The 17,672-nt window shown below is 74.4% G+C and carries 13 protein-coding genes and 1 riboswitch; of the genes, 7 read left to right on the top strand and 6 right to left on the bottom strand.

Annotated features, from left to right (window positions below; genetic code table 11):
* Positions 1–298 precede the first annotated feature (298 nt).
* The 3 genes from ACGFR7_RS17190 to ACGFR7_RS17180 form a co-directional block, all read right to left on the bottom strand.
* On the bottom strand, positions 299–1,738 hold the full coding sequence (locus tag ACGFR7_RS17190) for a hypothetical protein (protein ID WP_393319270.1): 1,440 nt from the start codon (positions 1,736–1,738) through the stop codon (positions 299–301).
* A gap of 173 nt (positions 1,739–1,911) precedes the next feature.
* Complete coding sequence (locus ACGFR7_RS17185) at positions 1,912–3,036, bottom strand: alpha/beta hydrolase (protein WP_393319267.1); 1,125 nt, start codon at positions 3,034–3,036, stop codon at positions 1,912–1,914.
* A gap of 128 nt (positions 3,037–3,164) precedes the next feature.
* Complete coding sequence (locus tag ACGFR7_RS17180) at positions 3,165–3,821, bottom strand: class II aldolase/adducin family protein (RefSeq protein WP_393319264.1); 657 nt, start codon at positions 3,819–3,821, stop codon at positions 3,165–3,167.
* 387 nt (positions 3,822–4,208) lie between these two features.
* Between ACGFR7_RS17180 and ACGFR7_RS17175 the strand changes: the two genes are divergently transcribed.
* Together ACGFR7_RS17175 and ACGFR7_RS17170 are read left to right on the top strand one after the other, a co-directional pair.
* On the top strand, positions 4,209–5,537 hold the full coding sequence (locus ACGFR7_RS17175) for an anion permease (RefSeq protein WP_393319262.1): 1,329 nt from the start codon (positions 4,209–4,211) through the stop codon (positions 5,535–5,537).
* A 25-nt stretch (positions 5,538–5,562) separates the two neighbouring features.
* Positions 5,563–5,799, top strand: coding sequence for a hypothetical protein (locus ACGFR7_RS17170; RefSeq protein WP_393319259.1), 237 nt, complete (start codon positions 5,563–5,565; stop codon positions 5,797–5,799).
* Positions 5,800–5,847: 48 nt separating this feature from the next.
* On the opposite strand, the gene ACGFR7_RS17165 is transcribed toward ACGFR7_RS17170, so the two are convergent.
* The 3 genes from ACGFR7_RS17165 to ACGFR7_RS17155 are packed head-to-tail and all read right to left on the bottom strand — an operon-like array spanning position 5,848 to position 10,312.
* Entirely contained in the window at positions 5,848–7,239 is a 1,392-nt protein-coding gene (locus ACGFR7_RS17165; protein WP_393319256.1) for an extracellular solute-binding protein, read from the bottom strand.
* On the bottom strand, positions 7,236–9,863 hold the full coding sequence (locus ACGFR7_RS17160; RefSeq protein WP_393319253.1) for a caspase family protein: 2,628 nt from the start codon (positions 9,861–9,863) through the stop codon (positions 7,236–7,238). Before ACGFR7_RS17160 ends, ACGFR7_RS17165 begins: the two co-directional genes overlap by 4 nt.
* 5 nt (positions 9,864–9,868) lie before the next feature.
* Positions 9,869–10,312, bottom strand: coding sequence for a hypothetical protein (locus ACGFR7_RS17155; RefSeq protein WP_393319250.1), 444 nt, complete (start codon positions 10,310–10,312; stop codon positions 9,869–9,871).
* Positions 10,313–10,518: 206 nt separating this feature from the next.
* Positions 10,519–10,671: riboswitch (cobalamin riboswitch) on the top strand.
* 131 nt (positions 10,672–10,802) lie between these two features.
* On the opposite strand from ACGFR7_RS17155, the gene ACGFR7_RS17150 reads away from it, so the two are divergent.
* From ACGFR7_RS17150 to ACGFR7_RS17130, 5 genes are all read left to right on the top strand, one after another.
* Positions 10,803–11,864, top strand: a complete 1,062-nt coding sequence (locus ACGFR7_RS17150; RefSeq protein ID WP_393319248.1) for a cobalamin biosynthesis protein — start codon at positions 10,803–10,805, stop codon at positions 11,862–11,864.
* Between the two features lie 10 nt (positions 11,865–11,874).
* Complete coding sequence (locus ACGFR7_RS17145; RefSeq protein WP_393319245.1) at positions 11,875–13,440, top strand: cobyric acid synthase; 1,566 nt, start codon at positions 11,875–11,877, stop codon at positions 13,438–13,440.
* A 79-nt stretch (positions 13,441–13,519) separates the two neighbouring features.
* A complete protein-coding gene (locus ACGFR7_RS17140; RefSeq protein WP_393319242.1) occupies positions 13,520–15,661 on the top strand; it encodes a putative cobaltochelatase in 2,142 nt (713 codons plus the stop codon).
* Positions 15,661–16,257, top strand: coding sequence for a cob(I)yrinic acid a,c-diamide adenosyltransferase (gene cobO, locus ACGFR7_RS17135; protein ID WP_393319239.1), 597 nt, complete (start codon positions 15,661–15,663; stop codon positions 16,255–16,257). Before ACGFR7_RS17140 ends, cobO begins: the two co-directional genes overlap by 1 nt.
* Positions 16,258–16,273: 16 nt before the next feature.
* Positions 16,274–17,668 (top strand): cobyrinate a,c-diamide synthase, encoded by a 1,395-nt coding sequence (locus ACGFR7_RS17130; RefSeq protein WP_393319236.1) that lies wholly within the window; start codon positions 16,274–16,276, stop codon positions 17,666–17,668.
* Positions 17,669–17,672: the final 4 nt, after the last annotated feature.

Genomic DNA, 17,672 nt, shown 5'->3' with positions numbered 1-17,672 from the left:
ATGCAAGTGGTTTCCTCCCAGGTTTTCGTCAGGCCCGACGTGGGTGGTGGTTCGCCGTTCATCGCCCGCCGCGCGGCGCGGTGCGCCGCGCGGGGCGCCCGGGGTGCGGTGACGGGCCCGCGCGGGTGGGGTGCCGGACTGCTTCGCTGCACGTCCCCACGCCCTGCCCCCGGAGGCCCGTCACCGCACCCACGGCCCGCGCAGCGCACCCGCCCGCCGCAGGTAACACGGCGGGCGCACCGCGCAGCGGGCGCGAAACGGCGAGGAACCCCCACGGCGGGAAGCCGAAAACGTGGGATCAGACGCCGCCCGTGTGGACCTGGAACGCCGCGCGCCGCACCGCCTTGGCGAGTGCCGGGTCGGGGTGGGCCGCGGCCAGGGCCACCAGTACCTGGACGGTGCGGGGGTGGCCGATGGCGCGTACCTCCTCCAGGAGGCGCGGCACCGAGCCCTGGACCGCCGAGTCGAGGTGCCGCACCAGGAGTTGGGTCTCGCCGTGGTCGGCGACGGCCGCCGCGGTGTCCACCCAGAGCCAGGTCGACTCCTCACGGGTGAGCACATCGGGTGCGGTCTCCGGGTCGCCGCCCTCGTGCTCGACCAGCCACAGCAGGGCGTACGGCCGCAGGCCCGGTTCGTCGGCCGCGGCGCGTACGGCGGGCTCGGCCGGGGCGCCGACCGCGCGCAGCGCCTCGAAGGCCAGGCCGCGCAGCAGCGCGTCCTCGCCGCGGGCCACGGTCAGCAGCTCCTCGACGGCCGCGCCGACCGAGCGGGCGGCGAGCCAGGCGCGGTACTCGGCGCGGGCCGGGCCGGGGGTGAGCCGGGCACAGCCGCGCAGCATCGCCTCCGCCGACTGCTCGATATGGCCCGCCTGGCTCTGCGCGGCGACGCAGATCTGCTCCAGCTTGACCCACACCGACCAGTTGCCGAGCGGCGTCAGCTGCGCCTCGGACGCGTCGTGGAAGGCCTCGTGGACGCCGTCGTGCGCACCGTCCGGCGCCACCAGCGCGCCGACCGTCCGCAGGGCGTCCAGCGCCCAGCCCAGCAGCTCGGCCAGCGACGCCCCCGCGGCGTCGTCGGCCGCTGGCGCGGCATGGCCGGCGCTGCCCGGGGCCGGGTCCTGGCCGTAGGGGACCTCGCAGCGTTCGGTGCGCAGCTCGGCGACGCGCTGGTCCAGCATGTCGAGCAGCACCGGCAGGCGGACGGGCCCGGCCGACAGGTGCAGCAGGGACAACAACTGCGGCAGCGCCTCGACGACTTCGGCGACTATCGCGGGGCCGGCGGTGGCCGGCGCGGGGCGGGCCAGCGACCAGGCGTCGAAGAGGGCGACCCAGCCGCGCAGCACGGCGGTGTCGTCGCGGTCCCAGGCGCGCAGCCGCCAGCCGGGACGGGCGAGACCGTCGTGGAGCTCGACGAGACCGGCGAGCCGGGCCCGGTCCCAGTCGGTGCGGACCTGCTGCGGCGTCAGGCCCAAAGCCCCGGCGGCGCGTTGTGCCGCGGCCTTCGGCAGCGCCCCGTCCGCTCCGGCGCGCAGCGCGGCGCCGTCGGCCCAGCGTGCGAGGCGGGCAGCGCCGGCCAGCACGGTCCGGGCCTGCCGGGCCAGTTCCGCGGGCGGCGGCGTGCCCTCGGGCGGGCGGGGCGCCGGACGCTTGGTCCGGGTTGTCACCGCCCGGCGGGCGGCCGCAACCGGTTGACGGGGGACGATGCGGAGCCGGGAGTCGCGCGGGGTACGGGACGTCACAGGAGCAGTGTTGCCGCTGTCGGCCCGAAAGCCCAATCGGAACCCCGCCTGCGACCTGCCGGGGCCATGTCATCCTGCCGACCCGTCCCTGATGCGGGGAGTTGTCGCCCCGTATGCCCGGGCGTCACCGGGCGCCGGCTCCCGGCGGGGGCGGCGGACCGGCGGGGCGGGTGTCACATGAGCGGGGTGAGGAAGCGCCGCAGTGCCTCTTCGTAGCCCGTCGGGTCGGCGTTCCACATCGCGGCGTGCGGTGCGTGCGGGACCGGCTGGAGGGTGACCAGATCGGCGCGGCGCGCGGCGAGGGTGCGGGAGGCCGACCAGGGGGCGATGAGGTCGTCGGGCCCGTGGAAGAGCAGGATGGGGACGTTCAGCCCGTCCGGGTCGATGGCCTCGGGCCGGTCGACGGGCATCCCCGTGGCGCCTTCGGCGGCGCGTACGACCAGCGGCAGCAGGACGCGCGGGACCCGCCGGGCGGCCGCCAGCGCCCGGATGGTGGCGCCCCGGTCGAGGACCGGGGAGTCCAGGACCAGGCCGCTGATCCGGGCGCGCAGCGCGGAGTGGGCGGCGGCGCGCAGCGCCATGGTCGCTCCGGTGGACCAGCCGTGGAGGACGATGTCCTGGGCGCCGTAGCGGACCGCGTAGCGGATCGCGGCGTCGAGGTCGCGCCATTCGGTGTCGCCGAGGTGGCTCAGGCCGTCGGCGGTGCGCGGGGCGCCGACGTCGTTGCGGTAGGCCAGGTCGAGGACGGGCAACCGGTGGCGGTGCAGGAACGGCATCACCACCATGGGGTGCCGGCGGGTGGTGCCCAGCCCGTGGACGGTGATGACCCAGGTGTCGCGTACGCCGGGGAGGAACCACGCCGGGAGGGCACCGAGTTCACCGGGGACATCGATATCGGCGCAGTCGAGGCCGAGGGCGTCGCGGGGGTTGCCGAGGTGCACCTGCGGGGTGAGCCGCATCCTGTTGCCCGGTTTGAGGGTGCCGTGGGTGACCCGCACCAGGCGCCGTACGACCGCGTCGGCGGGGTGCGGTACGCCGTGGATGACATCGCCGACCACCGCGTGGCAGCCGGAGCCGGTGAGCCCGTAGGTGCCGGGCCGCAGGGTCGCCAGACTGCGGGTGAGGGCGATGCGGTTCTCGGTGGCGGAGTGCACGGTGAGACGGGAGTCGCCCGGGAAGGGGTCCTCGGGCGACGGTTTCAGGGCAATGTCACCGGCGTACCGGCCGACCGCCACGGCGGCCGCCCCGGCACCGATCACAGTGGTGGCGGCCACGGCCGCCGCGGTAACCAGGCGCACCTGTTCAGTGTGCGCAGCGGTGGCGGGAGCGGCCACTTGGCGGTGCCGGGCGGGTGACCTGGGGCGGCCGGGCGGATGGCGGGCGGTGGACGGCGGGCGGGGGCCGCGCCGCCGTCCACGATGAGGGCTCAGCCCTGCCGGCCGTAGCCCCGCAGCTGTGCGGCGGCCGCGTCGAGCTGTCCGGCCGACAGCAGGTTCGGTGAATGGCCGGGCACGGAGCTCGCGGTCAGCCAGACCCGGCACATCCACTCCAGCTGGGCGGTGCGGTCCAGTGCCTGGTCGAGGCTGTCGCCGTGGGTGAGGGTGCCGTGGTTCTGCAGCAGGCAGCCGGTGCGGTCGCGGAGCGCGTCGAGCATGTTCGCGGCGAGCTCGTCGCTGCCGTACAGGGCATAGGGGGCGACGCGCACGGGGCCGCCGAGCGCCGCGGTCATGTAGTGGACCGGCGGGAGTTCGGGGACGAGGGTGGAGACGGCGGTGGCGTACGGGGCGTGGGTGTGGACGACGGCGGTGGCCGTGGTGCTGCGGTAGACCGCCAGATGCATCGGCAGTTCGCTGGTCGGCCGGAGCGTGCCGATGATCTGGCGTCCTTCGAGGTCGACCGCGGTGGTGTCGCCCGGCCCGAGCCGGTCGTAGGGGATGCCGCTGGGGGTGACCAGGATCAGGTCCTTGATGCGGCGCGAGACATTGCCCGAGGTGCCGACGACCAGGCCGTCGGTGACGGTTCTGCGGGCGGTGGCGACCAGTTCGCCCCAGGCTTCGGCGAGACGGTCGGCGTGGTCCTTCATGGGTCCTCCGGCGCGGTGCGGCGAGTGGCAGATGCAGTGCGCGACACCGTACGAGCAGGCCGGGGCGGAGTACGCCGGGGCCCGCCCGTCCGGCATCCGCCATATAGGGATATCTGCCCCTTTGTGGAGGATTGGCCGGAGACAGATCACCTTGTATTGGTTCTCCGCTGACGTCGCCGGGGAGCCGGCGCACGGCGCCCCCGCGGGAACGGCCGGCCGGCACAGCTCATCAAGTTCGCCAACGGGTGAGGCGGAAGTGACGCGTGAGACTCCTCCCCGTGAACACTGCGGGGGCGTCATCATCGCGCCCGTCCCAGTTCACTTTCCGTTCACCCGCTCTCCGTACGGTCCCAACGACACTGACCTTCGAACTGATTGCCTGGGTGAATGGAACACATCACGCTTCTCATCGGGATCGTGATCGTCACGGCCTTGGTGTTCGACTTTACGAACGGCTTCCACGACACGGCCAATGCAATGGCCACCACCATCTCCACCGGGGCATTGCGACCCAAGACCGCGGTGGCGATGTCGGCAGGGCTCAACCTCGTCGGTGCGTTCCTGTCCGTCGAGGTGGCCAAGACCATCTCCGGCGGGATCATCGACGAGAGCGCCGGCATCAGACCTGAAGTGATCTTCGCCGGCCTGGTCGGCGCCATCGTCTGGAACCTGCTGACCTGGCTCGCGGGGCTCCCCTCCAGTTCCTCCCACGCTCTCTTCGGCGGTCTCATCGGTGCCACCCTGGTGTCCGTCGGCACCAACGGGGTGCACGGCGACGCCGTCGTGATGAAGGTCCTCATCCCTGCGGTGGCCGCCCCGATCGTGGCGGGCCTGGCCGCGATGGCGGCGACCCGGCTCACCTACCGGCTGGCCCGCAACCGCGACGAGGCGGACACCGCCAAGGGCTACCGCGCGGGTCAGATCGCCTCCGCCGCCCTGGTCTCCCTCGCCCACGGCACCAACGACGCCCAGAAGACGATGGGTGTGATCACCCTCGCGCTGATCACCGGCGGTGTGGTCGCCCCGCACGCCGACCCGCCGCTGTGGGTCATCGCCTCGGCCGGTCTCGCCATCGCGCTCGGTACGTACCTGGGCGGCTGGCGGATCATCCGCACGATGGGCAAGGGCATCACCGACATCCAGCCGCCGCAGGGCTTCGCCGCCCAGACCGGCGCGGCGGCCACCATCCTGGCCTCCTCCCACCTCGGCTTCGCGCTCTCCACCACCCAGGTCTGCTCCGGTTCCGTGATGGGCTCGGGTCTGGGCCGCAAGGGCGGCGTGGTGCGCTGGTCCACGGCCGGCCGGATGGTCCTGGCCTGGGGTCTGACGCTGCCGGCCGCGGGTCTGGTCGCGGCGGGCGCCGCGTTCCTCGCCGGCCAGGGCACCTGGGGGGTCGCGGCGGTGGCCGTCCTCGCCCTGGGCATCTGCGGTGCGATCTGGGCCGCCTCCCGGCGCAAGCCGATCGACCACACCAATGTCAACGAAGGCCCGGCCGCGGAGCCGGTGGGCGTGGTGACCGCCGCGCTGCGCACCGTCTCCCCTCCCCCGGCGGGCCAGCCGGCCCCGGTGACCGACGTCCCGGCGGCCGACGCCCCGGCGGCCGACGCCCAGCAGGCCGACGCCCCTAAGACCGCCGGGATCCCGGCTCAGGGATCCGGTGCCGGCACCCACACGACATCCGCCCCGCGTCCCAAGGCCGCGACGGTCTCCCGCTAGCTGTCATCACCTGATAAGGAACTCCATGAGCATCGACTGGGCAGCTCTCGGCCAGGTCTTCGGCGTCACCCTCGCGGTCACGGTCGGGATCGTGGGCCTGTTCACCGTCGGCATCGTCGGTACCGCCCGCAAGCCGCAGCCGGAAGGCGCCGCGGCCGCGGTCGCCGCACCGGCCGCGGGGGCGCGGGCCGGCGCGGTGGCGGCCTTCGCCCTGTGCGCGGCGGCGGTGGCCTATGGCATCTATCTGATCGTCGCCGCCTGACCCAGCCGCGGGCAGCGGACAGCGCGAGGCGCCCGGCGGACCACGGCATCAGCCGTCGTCCGCCGGGCGCCTCGTCGTCGGTGCGCCCCGTCCGCCGAGCGCGTCATCGGCCTGCCGGGCCAGCCGGTCCGCGATGGCCGTGCCGCCGCGGCCGTTGAGGAAGGCGGACACCCCGAGCTGAACGACCTTGCTGAAGGTCTGGTAGTGGGCGCTGCGCGGGCGCGGTTCGGCCGCCAGCAGCGCCTCGTGCAGGGTGCGGGGGTCGGGGCGCGGCTCCGGTGCTCCCGGGCCGCCGCGCTCCGCATCGCGGGGCGGCAGCGGGCAGCGCGGTGCCGTGGGCCCGTCCCGGTACGCCGAGTCGCGGGTGGCCGCGAATCCCCGCTCCAGCAGGCAGCGTTCGCTGCCCGCTCCGGTCAGCGCCTCGATCAGGGACCGGGCGCCGGCCGGCCGCTTGCTGCCCGCGGAGATCGCGAGGTTCTGCCCGCCCAGCACGGACATCCGCTTGCCGTCGCCGGGGCGGGCGGGCAGCTGGGTGACGTCGAACTCCTTGCCCGGCGTGAGCTTCCGGGCGACCGAGGCGTACTCGACCGGCCAGTTGCGCATGAACAGCGCGCGGCCGTCGGCGAACCAGCGGCGGCTCTCCGTCTCGTCCATGGCCGTGGCCTCGTGCGGCATGATCGAGTCGAGCCGGTTCTTGAGCTCCGCGACGCCCAGTTGCAGCGCGCCGACCTGCTCGCCCTTGGTGAAGCTGGTGGCCTCCGGGTCGCCGCCGTAGACCCAGGCCGACTCCAGGGTGTTGACGGTCAGCCCCTCGTAGGGCCGCAGCTGGGCGACCATGCCGTACATCGTGGGGCGCTTCTTCTTGCCGGCGGCGGCGTCGTGGGCCGCCTTGCGGTTGTAGTCCTGGGTCACCTCGATCGCCATGTCCTTCAGTTCGCCCCAGTTGGACGGGGCGTCGTGGTGGTAGGCGCGCAGGATGTCCTTGCGGTAGTACAGGAGCCCGGCGTCGGTGTTGAAGGGCACCCCCCACACCTTGCCGTCGTACTCCACGGTCTTGGCCACACTGCCGAGGAAGTCCCCGTCCAGGCTCGCGGGCCAGGGCCGGATCACGCCCGCCTCGGCGAACTCCGCGGTCCAGGCCACATCGAGGTTGAGCACGTCGTACCCGCCGTTGCCGGACTGGCCCGCCGCCAGCAGCTGGCTGCGCTGGCCGTCGGCGGTGTCGGGGAGTTCGACGATCCGGACCGTGCGGCCGTGCTCCTTCTCCCAGGCGCGGATCAGATCCTGGCGGATACCGGAGCTGCTGAGGTCGCTGCCGGTGGCGAAGACGATCGCGCCCTTCTCCGGGACGTCCTGTTCCCCCGGCGTACAGCCGCTCACCGCCAGCGTCAGCAGCAGACATACCGCGGCGGCGGGCGCGGTGGTGCGTACAGCGGTCATCGGTCCCCCTTGGCGGCCGTGCCGATGGAGGCGATCCGGCCGGCCAGCGTGTCGACGGCCTGCGGGCCGGCGGGCACGCACTGTCCGTGCGAGGCGCCGGCCAGCTGCCGGAAGGCGAAGGTGTCACAGCCGGACCGGCCCATCACCAGCGCCAGGATGGGCACGTCGGGCTTCTCCTCGAGGAGGGCGCTGAGCGTCCGCTCCACGCTCGCCGCACGGCGCCCCGCGCCGTCGTCCTGGTCGAGCAGGAGCACGATGGCCTTGTTGGTGGCCGGGGACTTCTTCATCGTGCGCAGGGCACGGGTCAGCGCCTCCTCCATCGCGGCGCCGTGCTCGACCAGTCCGCCGCCGGCGATCCGGTCCAGCGCGGCCTTGCCCCGGGCCGGGTCGGCGCTGCCCAGCCGGACGAGTTCGCGCACCGCGTCGGCGTCGGCGGGGTGCGCGCGGTCCGGGAAGGCCCACAGGCCGTAGGTGTGGCGCGGGCCGGTCATCTCCAGGGCGCGTCCGGCCGCGCTCAGGGCGACCGGGAGCCTGCCGCCGTCCGCCATGGAGGTGGAGGTGTCCATGAGGATCAGCACCTGGCTGGACTTCTGCGCCTTGTCGTAGCCGTCCAGCACCTGCGAGACCTGCTCCGGGCCGGCGGTGAAGGGCACGACCTGTCCGACGGGGTGGACGTCCGCGCGGCTGTCCCGCAGCGGTGAGCCCGGTGGGGGGCTCGCCTCCCGCACCCCGCGGTAGCCCTGCGCGGTGAGGGTGCGCTGCCCGCCGTCGGGGGCGCGCAGCCAGCCGGCGAAGCTCGCGACGGCGGCCTGCCGCACGGTGGCGTCCGTGGCGCCCTGCCAGTCGACGCGGACCAGGGGGTGGTCGAGCGCGGGGACGTTCTCGGGGTAGTAGGCGAGGTAGCGGTTGCGGAACGGGAGCGCGGACGGACGGGCCGGGCAACTGCCGATGGCGTGGCCGAGGTTGTAGTCGGCGAGGGACTTCTCCGACACCAGGGGCGCGGACTTCGTGCGGTCGACGGAGCCGGCGGCGTCGGTGCCGGTGTCGGGCCGCAGCGAACAGAGCAGTTCGGTGCTGCCCGCGTACTGGCTGCCCGGGGCGGACAGCCGCTCCTCGGCCTGCCGGGCGAGGGTGAGGTCGGGCGCTCCCGTCGAGGCGCCGCCCGGGCCGTCGTGGGCGAGGTAGAGGCCGAGGGTGTGCAGCAGACCGGTACCGGACAGCACCGGGCTGGGCCGCAGGAGTCTGAGGTCGTGGTGGCTGCCGTCCGTCTGCGTGAGCAGATCCGGCCAGGAGGCGTCGGCCGGTTCGACGTCGTCCAGCCGCCGGTTCTCCGGGATGCCGACGACCAGCGGGGTGTAGGCGACGGGGGCGCTGTAGTGCAGGGTCGCCGGGGAGCTCGTGGCGGGCATACCGCGGCGCGCCTCGTAGTAGTCGGCGGTGGACTCGGGGATCCAGATGTCGGGCTGTGGTCCGGGCCGGTTGAGGGGGTCGAGGCCCTTGTCGGCCGGCCGGGTCCTCCCGGTCCCCAGGGCCTCGCCCTGCCAGCGCTCGGCGGCGGCGAAGCCCTGGTCGACCTGGTCCCGGGCGGCGGAGTAGACGGTGATCTGGGCGCGCCGGCAGCCGTCGGGGAGGTCGCCCTCGCCGGTCAGGGGCCGGGTGTTGGTCTCGGACAGCTCGTAGTCGAAGGCGGCCTGGCGCAGCGCGGGTTCGGCCTCGGGGGCGGTGAGCAGCCGCAGTTCGAGGGCGGGCGGACAGGGCGCCGCGTCGTTCGGGAGCCGGAGCAGGACGACACCCGCGGTGGCCGGTACGAAGATGACCGCCAGGATCAGCAGGATTCCGGTCCAGTGCCGTAAGGACGACTTCAGCCGGCGGCGTAAGCGGACCCGCAGCGGGGTCGGCGGGCGGGCCTCGGGGGTGGCGAAGGAGAGGATGACGTCGTCGACGGTGTTCTGCTTCGCCGAGCGCGGTTCCCAGACGTCGCCCATCGGGGTCCGTTCACCGGCCAGTTGTTCCCGCAGTGCCCGGACCAGGTCCTCGAAGGTGACGAACCGTTTGCCGGGGATGCCCCGTTCCAGGATCTGGACCAGGGCACGGTTGAAGACGCTGCCCCCGGTGGGCTCCTCCCCGCTGAAGATCCGGCGGTTGGGCTGCGCGGCCATCAGCAGCGAGGTGGGGTGGCGGCAGGAGTGGAAGGCCTCGCTCGCGTTGCCGGCGTAACAGCACTCCAGGACGATCACGATGCGGTCGGCCCGGGCGTTGTCCAGATAGGACAGCACGGTGTCCTGCCAGGAGACGGTCTTGTGCCGCCGTTCCGAGGCACCGACCATGAGGTGCAGATTGCCGCCGTCGTTGCCCACCCGGCCGTGGCCGGAGAAGTACACCAGCAGCAGTCCGCGCGCCTCCTGGACGACGGTGTCCAGCGCCTGTTCCACCTCCCAGGGCTCCTGGGGCCGGCAGGTGACGACCTCGCCCTTGGTGAACAGGTCGGTGCCGGGGGCGAGCAGGGCCTGCTCCAGCTTGCGGACGTTGTCCTTCACCGCGGGCAGCGGGCGCAGCGTGCGGTAGTCGTCGACGCTGATCAGCAGCGCCCGGTTGACCTTGCCCCGTGCGTCGTATTCGGACATCCGGCTCAGTCCCCGGCGGGGCTGCCGCTCCCGTCCGCCGGGCTGCCGGGATCGGGGTGTTCGGGGGAGGCCGTGCCCGGGCCCGCGTCGTCGAGCGCGCGCAGGTCCCCGTCGCCGGCCCCGACCGCGACGGCGGGCCGCTCGCCGGTGCCGCGCTCCTCCCGGCGCCGTCGCAGCCACTCCTGCAGGGCGATGGTGAGACTTTTGGTGATCTCGCCGGTGACGGCGCCGATGATGACCAGGATCAGGTCGTCGAGGCCGGCGGCCATGTCACCGGGGCCGTCGTCGCTCCCGTCCTCGGAACGCGGCCGGAGCAGCCAGCCGTGGCCGGGCCCGTCCAGCCACGGCTCGCGCTCCAGCCAGGCCTTGAGGTCTTCGATGTCCTGGTCAGGATTGTTCGTGCCCGTGATCCTCAGGCGGATCTCGTGACGGTCAGCGCTCTGCGGCATCCCCCGGCCCCCTTCCGGCGGCCCCGTCGCCACCGTGCACCACCAGATAGTGACGTGAGATCAGGGGCACGGGCAACCGTCCGTGACCTCATCGCCACGCTGTGGCGTGCACCACAACGCGTGCCACAGGACAGCGTCGCAGGTCAAGGGCGAGTTGACGGGCATTCGCGGGGCGTGGTGGACTGCCAAAGCCATTCGGCGACAGCTGAGGAAGTCCGGTGCGAATCCGGCGCGGTCCCGCCACTGTCACCGGGGAGCGATCCTCCAGCGAAGGCCACGGTCCGCCTCGCATACGTCGGATGACGTACGCGAGGGACTGGAAGGCCGGAGGACTCGCCGATCCGGGAGCCAGGAGACTCTTGTCGCCGTCACGTCGAGCCAGGGCGCGGACCCTGAGTGAGGACACACCGCCATGCCCGGCCACCCTGTTAGATCTCCACTGCCCGCCGCCACAGGGCCCGTTGGGCGCGCCTGCGCGGCGGTCTGACCGGTGCGCGGCGAACACGCGGGATATGCGTGCGGCGCGGCCCTCGGCTTTCTCGGCGACCTGATCGCAGCGGACCCACGGCGCGGCCATCCGGTGGCCGCCTTCGGCCGGGCCGCGAGCGCCGTCGAACGCCGGCTGTGGCGCGATCACCGCGGATACGGAGCGGCGCACGCCGTGCTGTGTGCGGGCGGGGCCGCCGCCGGGGCCGCGCTGCTGGAGCGCACCGTACGGGCGGCCGTCCCACCTTCCCTGCGCGGCGGCGCCCGGATCGCGCTGACCGCGGCGACGGTTTGGGCGGTGCTGGGCGGCACCTCGCTCGGCCGGGAGGCCCGGGCCGTCGGTGGTGCGCTGACGGCGGGTGATCTGGACGTGGCGCGGGAGCGGCTGCCGCATCTGTGCGGCCGCGATCCCCAGGCCCTGGACGGGTCCCAGATGGCCCGCGCGGTGGTGGAGTCGGTCGCCGAGAACACCTCGGACGCCGTGGTGGGCGCCCTGGTGTGGGGCGCGCTGGGCGGGGTGCCCGGCCTGGTGGCGTTCCGGGCGGTGAACACGCTGGACGCGATGGTGGGGCACAAGTCGCCGCGCCACCGCCGCTTCGGCTGGGCCTCGGCCCGGCTCGACGACGTCGCCGGCTGGCCCGGCTCCCGGCTGACCGCCGCCCTCACCGTGCTCGCGGGTCCCGACCGGCGCGGTGCGCTGCGGGCCTGGCGGGCGGACGGCGGCGCCCATCCGAGCCCCAACGCGGGCCCTGTGGAGGCGTCGTTCGCGGGCGCGCTGGGCGTACGGCTGGGCGGCACGCTGGCCTACGGCGGACGGGTCGAGCACCGGCCGGTGCTCAACGACGGGGCGCCGCCGGTCGCGGTGCCCGACATCGAACGGGCGGTGCGGCTCTCGCGCCGGGTGAGTGTCCTTGCGCTGGCGACCACGGTGGCGGCGCGGCTGGCGGCCGGGGCGCTGCGGCGGTCCCCGGTGGTCACCGCCCGCCCGGCCGCGGGTGCGGTATCGCGCAGGGCCGTGCGTGCACTGGCGCGTACGGCTCACGACAGCCGGAGTCCCGGCGCATGAGGAGGACCCGGTGAACGGGCGCATCAAGGCATCGGGCGGGGCCGTCGGCGGTGGCCTGTTGGTGGCCGGCACGACGTCCGACGCCGGCAAGAGCGTGGTGACGGCAGGGATCTGCCGCTGGCTGGCCCGGCAGGGGGTGCGGGTGGCGCCGTTCAAGGCGCAGAACATGTCCCTGAATTCGTTCGTCACCCGCGAGGGCGCGGAGATCGGGCGGGCCCAGGCGATGCAGGCGGCCGCGGCGCGGGTGGAGCCGACCGCGCTGATGAACCCCGTGCTGCTCAAGCCCGGCAGCGACCGCAGCAGCCAGGTGGTGCTGCTGGGGAAACCGGTGGGCGAGCTCAGTGCCAGGGGCTACCACGAGGGCCGCCAGGAGCAGTTGCTCGGCACGGTCACCGACTGCCTGGCCGAGCTGCGGCGTACCCACGACGCGGTGATCTGCGAGGGCGCCGGAAGTCCCGCCGAGATCAATCTGCGGCGTACCGACCTCGTGAACATGGGCCTGGCGCGGGCCGCCCGGATCCCGGTGGTGGTGGTCGGTGACATCGACCGCGGCGGGGTGTTCGCCTCCTTCTTCGGCACCACCGCGCTGCTGTCCAAGGAGGACCAGGCGCTGGTCGCGGGGTATCTCGTCAACAAGTTCCGCGGCGATGTGACGCTGCTGGAGCCGGGGCTTGCGATGTTGCGGGGCCTCACCGGGCGGCAGACGCTGGGCGTGCTGCCCTTCTCGCACGGCCTCGGCATCGACGAGGAGGACGGGCTGCACGTGTCGCTGCGCGGCGCGGTGCGCGAGAGCGTGGTGGCTCCGCCGCACGGCGCCCAGGTGCTGCGGGTGGCGGTCTGTGCCGTCCCGCTGATGTCGAACTTCACGGACGTGGACGCGCTGGCCGCGGAGCCGGGCGTGGTGGTGCGGTTCGTGGACCGGGCCGAGGAGCTGGCCGACGCGGACCTGGTGGTGTTGCCGGGGACCCGGGGCACGGTCCGGGCGCTGCAGTGGCTGCGCGAGCGCGGACTGGCGGACGCCGTCGTCCGGCGGGCCGCCGAGGGCCGCCCGGTGCTGGGCATCTGCGGCGGCTTCCAGATGCTGGGCGAACGCATCGATGACGACGTGGAGTCAAAGGCAGGGACGGTCGACGGGCTGGGGCTGCTGCCCGTGCGCGTACGGTTCGCGGTGGAGAAGACCCTGGCGCGGCCGGTCGGCGAGGCGCTGGGCGAGCCGGTGGCGGGCTACGAGATCCACCACGGCGTCGCCGAAGTGACCGGCGGGGACGAGGCGTTCATGTCCGATGGCGAAGGGCGCAGCCTGGACGGGTGCCGGGCCGGCTCCGTATGGGGCACGCACTGGCACGGCTCGCTGGAGAGCGACGGCTTCCGGCGGGCCTTCCTGCGGCGCGTCGCGGCGGACGCGGGGAGGGCGTTCGTACCGGCCCCCGGCACCGCCTTCGCCGCCCTGCGCGAGGAGCAGCTCGACCGGCTGGGCGATCTGATCGAGGAGCACGCGGACACCGGCGCGCTGCTGCGGCTGATCGAGGAAGGAGTACCGGAGGGGCTGCCGTTCGTGCCTCCGGGGGCGCCATGAGGGTACGCGGTGGAGGACCGCGACCGACGCAGAGGACGCAGATGACGCAGCCGCCCGACGACCTGGAGGACGACACCGCATGACTACCGCTCACCACACCGCCACCGCCCCGCAGTACCCCTTCACCGCGGTGGTCGGCATGGACGATCTGCGGCTGGCGCTGCTGCTGAACGCGGTCAGCCCCGCGGTGGGCGGGGTGCTGGTCCGCGGGGAGAAGGGCACCGCCAAGAGCACCGCCGTGCGTGCGCTGTCGGCGCTGATGCCGCAGGTGGACGTGATCAGCGGCTGCCGCTTCGCCTGTGCCCCGGCCGCGCCCGACCCCGGCTGCCCCGACGGGCCGCACGAGGCGGGTGCCGCCGAGGACCGCCCGACGCGGATGGTCGAACTGCCCGTCGGTGCCTCCGAGGACCGGCTGGTCGGCGCGCTGGACATCGAGCGGGCGCTGTCGGAGGGCGTGAAGGCCTTCGAACCGGGCCTGCTGGCCGATGCGCACCGCGGAATCCTCTACGTCGACGAGGTCAACCTCCTCCACGACCATCTGGTGGACCTGCTGCTCGACGCGGCCGCCATGGGCGCCTCGTACGTCGAGCGCGAAGGTGTCTCCGTACGGCACGCGGCCCGCTTCCTGCTCGTCGGCACGATGAACCCCGAGGAGGGCGAGCTGCGGCCGCAGCTGCTGGACCGGTTCGGGCTCACCGTCGAGGTCGCGGCCTCGCGCGAGCCCGGCCAGCGGGTGGAGGTGGTCCGGCGCCGGCTGGCGTACGACGCCGACCCGGCCGGTTTCGCCGCACGCTGGGCGGCCGAGGAGGACGCGCTGCGCCACCGCATCACCGCGGCCCGGGAGTTGCTGCCGGGCGTGACGCTGGGCGACGCGGCGCTCCGGCAGATCGCCGCGACCTGCGCGGCGTTCGAGGTGGACGGGATGCGCGCGGACATCGTGATGGCGCGTACGGCCACGGCGCTGGCCGCCTGGGCGGGGCGGACCGACGTCCTGGAGGAGGACGTACGCCAGGCGGCGCTGCTGGCGCTGCCGCACCGCCGGCGCCGCAACCCCTTCGACGCGCCGGGCCTGGACGAGGACAAGCTCGACCGGACGCTGGAGGAGTTCGGCGGGGCGGACGAGGACACGGGCGGCGACGGCACGGACGGCGAGGACGACCCGGACCCGGACGGCCCGGACGGCGGCCCCGGCGGAGGCGGTCCGGACGGCGGCGAGGCGCCCCCGCAGGACGGCCGGGACGGCGCTCCGCAGGAGCCGCCCCCGGCGCAGAGCCCCGAACTCCCGCACCAGCAGGAGCGGGAGGGCGCCGAGGGCTCCGAGCGGCCACAGGAGCAGCCCGCGGCCCCGGAGCAGTCCGAGGAGGGCGCCCCCGCCGCGGGCGGTGAGAAGGCCGCGGTCGGCGCCGGCGAGCCGTTCCGGACCCGGCGGCTGGATGTGCCGGGCCTGGGCGAGGGCGCGGACGGCCGCAGGTCGCGGGCGCGGACCGCGCACGGCCGGACGACCGGGGCGCGGCGTCCGCACGGCGCCCTGGGCAAGCTGCACCTGGCGGCGACCGTGCAGGCCGCGGCCCCGCACCAGCGGGCCCGCGGCCGCCACGGGCGGGGCCTGGTGGTGCGCAGGGACGATCTGCGCGAGGCGGTACGCGAGGGGCGGGAGGGCAATCTGGTCCTGTTCGTCGTGGACGCGTCCGGTTCGATGGCGGCACGCAAGCGGATGAGCGCGGTCAAGGGTGCGGTGCTCTCACTGCTGCTGGACGCCTACCAGCGGCGCGACAAGATCGGCATGATCACCTTCCGGGGCGGCGGCGCCGAGCTGGCGCTGCCCCCGACCTCGTCGGTCGAGGCCGGCGCGGCGCGGCTGGAGCAGCTGCCGACGGGCGGCCGCACGCCGCTGTCGGAGGGGCTGCTGCGGGCCCATGAGGTGCTGCGGGTGGAGCGGATGCGGGACGCCTCGCGGCGGCCGCTGCTGGTGGTCGTCACCGACGGACGGGCGACCGGCGGCCCGGAGCCCGTCGTGCGCGCCGCCCGCGCGGCCCGCCTGCTGGCCGCCGAGGGCACCGCTTCGGTGGTCGTGGACTGCGAGACGGGCCCGGTGCGGCTGGGCCTTGCGGGCGAGCTGGCCCGTGAGCTGCAGGGCACCGCGGTCACCCTCGACGAACTGCGCGCGGACAGCGTCTCCGCGCTCGTACGGACCGTACAAGGCAACAGGAAGGCCGCGTAATGCCGCAGGGACAGCCGTCCGTCGTACCGAACGACGGGCTCACCACCCGCCAGCGCCGCAACCGCCCGCTGGTGTTCGTCCACACCGGCCAGGGCAAGGGCAAGTCCACCGCCGCCTTCGGGCTGGCGCTGCGCGCCTGGAACCAGGGCTGGCCGGTCGGGGTGTTCCAGTTCGTGAAGTCGGCGAAGTGGAAGGTCGGCGAGGAGCGGGCGCTGAAGGTGCTCGGGGAGTCCGGCGAGGGCGGCACCGTCGCCTGGCACAAGATGGGCGAGGGCTGGTCCTGGGTCCAGCGCGACATCGCCTCCAGCGAGGAGGCGGCGCGCGAGGGCTGGGAGCAGGTCAAGCGGGATCTCGCCGCGGAGACCTACAAGCTGCTGGTGCTGGACGAGTTCAGCTACCCGCTGAAGTGGGGCTGGATCGACGCCGATGAGGTGGTCTCGGTGCTGCGCGACCGCCCCGGTACCCAGCATGTCGTCATCACCGGCCGGGACGCGCCCGAGGCGCTGCGGGACTTCGCCGATCTGGTGACGGACATGACCAAGGTCAAGCACCCGATGGACACCGGCCAGAAGGGCCAGCGGGGCATCGAATGGTGAGCGGGGTGAGCGCGGAATGAGCGGCGGTGCGATCCCCCGGCTGGTGATCGCCGCGCCGTCCTCGGGCGCGGGGAAGACGACGGTGGCCACGGGCCTGATGGCGGCGTTCGCCGAGGCCGGGCTCGTGGTGTCGCCGCACAAGGTGGGCCCGGACTACATCGATCCGGGCTACCACTCCCTGGCCACCGGCCGTCCCGGCCGCAACCTGGACGCCTATCTGTGCGGGCCCGGCCGGATCGCGCCGCTGTTCCTGCACGGCGCGGCGGGCGCCGATCTCGCGCTCGTCGAGGGCGTGATGGGGCTGTTCGACGGGGCGTCCGGGAGGGGCGAACTGGCCTCGACGGCGCAGGTGGCCAAGCTGCTGCGGGCGCCGGTGGTCCTGGTGGTGGACGCCTCCTCGCAGTCGCGGTCGGTGGCGGCCCTGGTGCACGGCTTCGCCTCCTGGGATCCGGAGGTGCGGCTGGCCGGGGTGATCCTCAACAAGGTCGGCTCGGACCGCCACGAGGAGCTGCTGCGGGAGGCCATGGACTCCTCCGGGGTGCCGGTGCTGGGCGCGCTGCGCCGGGACGGGCGGGCCGGTACGCCGTCACGTCACCTGGGCCTGGTGCCGGTCGCCGAACGGCGGGCCGAGGCGGTGGAGTCGGTGGCCGAGCTGGCCGCGCGGGTCCGTGCGGGCTGCGATCTGGAGGCGCTGCTGGCGCTGGCGCGTACGGTGCCCGAGCTGCCGGACGCCCCCTGGGACCCGGCGGCGGAGCTGTCCGTGGCCGAGGGGGTCACCACCCCGGAGCGGCCGCTGATCGCCGTCGCGGGCGGCCCCGCGTTCACCTTCTCGTACGCCGAGCACGCCGAGCTGCTGGCCGCTGCGGGCGCCGAGGTGGCCGCCTTCGACCCGCTGCGGGACGAACGACTGCCGCCCGGCACCCGGGGGCTGGTGATCGGCGGGGGCTTCCCGGAGATGTACGCACCGGATCTGTCGGCGAACGCGCCGCTGCGCACGGCGGTGGCCGCCCTGGCCGCGTCCGGGGCGCCGGTCTCCGCCGAATGCGCCGGGCTGCTCTACCTCTCCCGGTCGCTGGACGGGAAGCCGATGTGCGGGGTACTGCCCGCCGAGTCCCGGATGACCGAACGGCTCACCCTCGGCTACCGCGAGGCGGTGGCGCTGCGGGACAACGCGCTGGCGGCGGCCGGGACCCGGGTGCGCGGCCACGAGTTCCACCGCACGGCGCTGGAGCCGGGCGCGGGGGCCGACCCGGCGTGGGGACTGACGCACCCGGAGCGGCGGGTGGAGGGCTTTGTGTCCGGCGGGGTGCACGCCTCGTATCTGCATGTGCACTGGGCCGCCGAGCCGTCGCTGGCCGGGCGTCTGGTGGCGAGCGCGGCCCGTGGCGCCGTGGCGGGGAACTCGGCGTGAGGAC

The sequence above is a fragment of the Streptomyces sp. NPDC048516 genome, assembly GCF_043199875.1.
Classification (GTDB): Bacteria; Actinomycetota; Actinomycetes; order Streptomycetales; family Streptomycetaceae; genus Streptomyces.
Note: the sequence above shows the minus strand (reverse complement) of the source record. Positions and strands in the feature narration are given on the sequence as shown.

What these genes read in the sequence shown, in the direction of transcription:
- cobO (WP_393319239.1), top strand. Translation starts at nt 15,661, where the DNA reads ATGCCGCAGGGACAGCCGTCCGTCGTACCGAACGACGGGCTCACCACC.
- ACGFR7_RS17160 (WP_393319253.1), bottom strand. Translation starts at nt 9,863, where the DNA reads ATGTCCGAATACGACGCACGGGGCAAGGTCAACCGGGCGCTGCTGATC.
- ACGFR7_RS17130 (WP_393319236.1), top strand. Translation starts at nt 16,274, where the DNA reads ATGAGCGGCGGTGCGATCCCCCGGCTGGTGATCGCCGCGCCGTCCTCG.
- ACGFR7_RS17140 (WP_393319242.1), top strand. Translation starts at nt 13,520, where the DNA reads ATGACTACCGCTCACCACACCGCCACCGCCCCGCAGTACCCCTTCACC.
- ACGFR7_RS17175 (WP_393319262.1), top strand. Translation starts at nt 4,209, where the DNA reads ATGGAACACATCACGCTTCTCATCGGGATCGTGATCGTCACGGCCTTG.
- ACGFR7_RS17170 (WP_393319259.1), top strand. Translation starts at nt 5,563, where the DNA reads ATGAGCATCGACTGGGCAGCTCTCGGCCAGGTCTTCGGCGTCACCCTC.
- ACGFR7_RS17180 (WP_393319264.1), bottom strand. Translation starts at nt 3,821, where the DNA reads ATGAAGGACCACGCCGACCGTCTCGCCGAAGCCTGGGGCGAACTGGTC.
- ACGFR7_RS17165 (WP_393319256.1), bottom strand. Translation starts at nt 7,239, where the DNA reads ATGACCGCTGTACGCACCACCGCGCCCGCCGCCGCGGTATGTCTGCTG.
- ACGFR7_RS17155 (WP_393319250.1), bottom strand. Translation starts at nt 10,312, where the DNA reads ATGCCGCAGAGCGCTGACCGTCACGAGATCCGCCTGAGGATCACGGGC.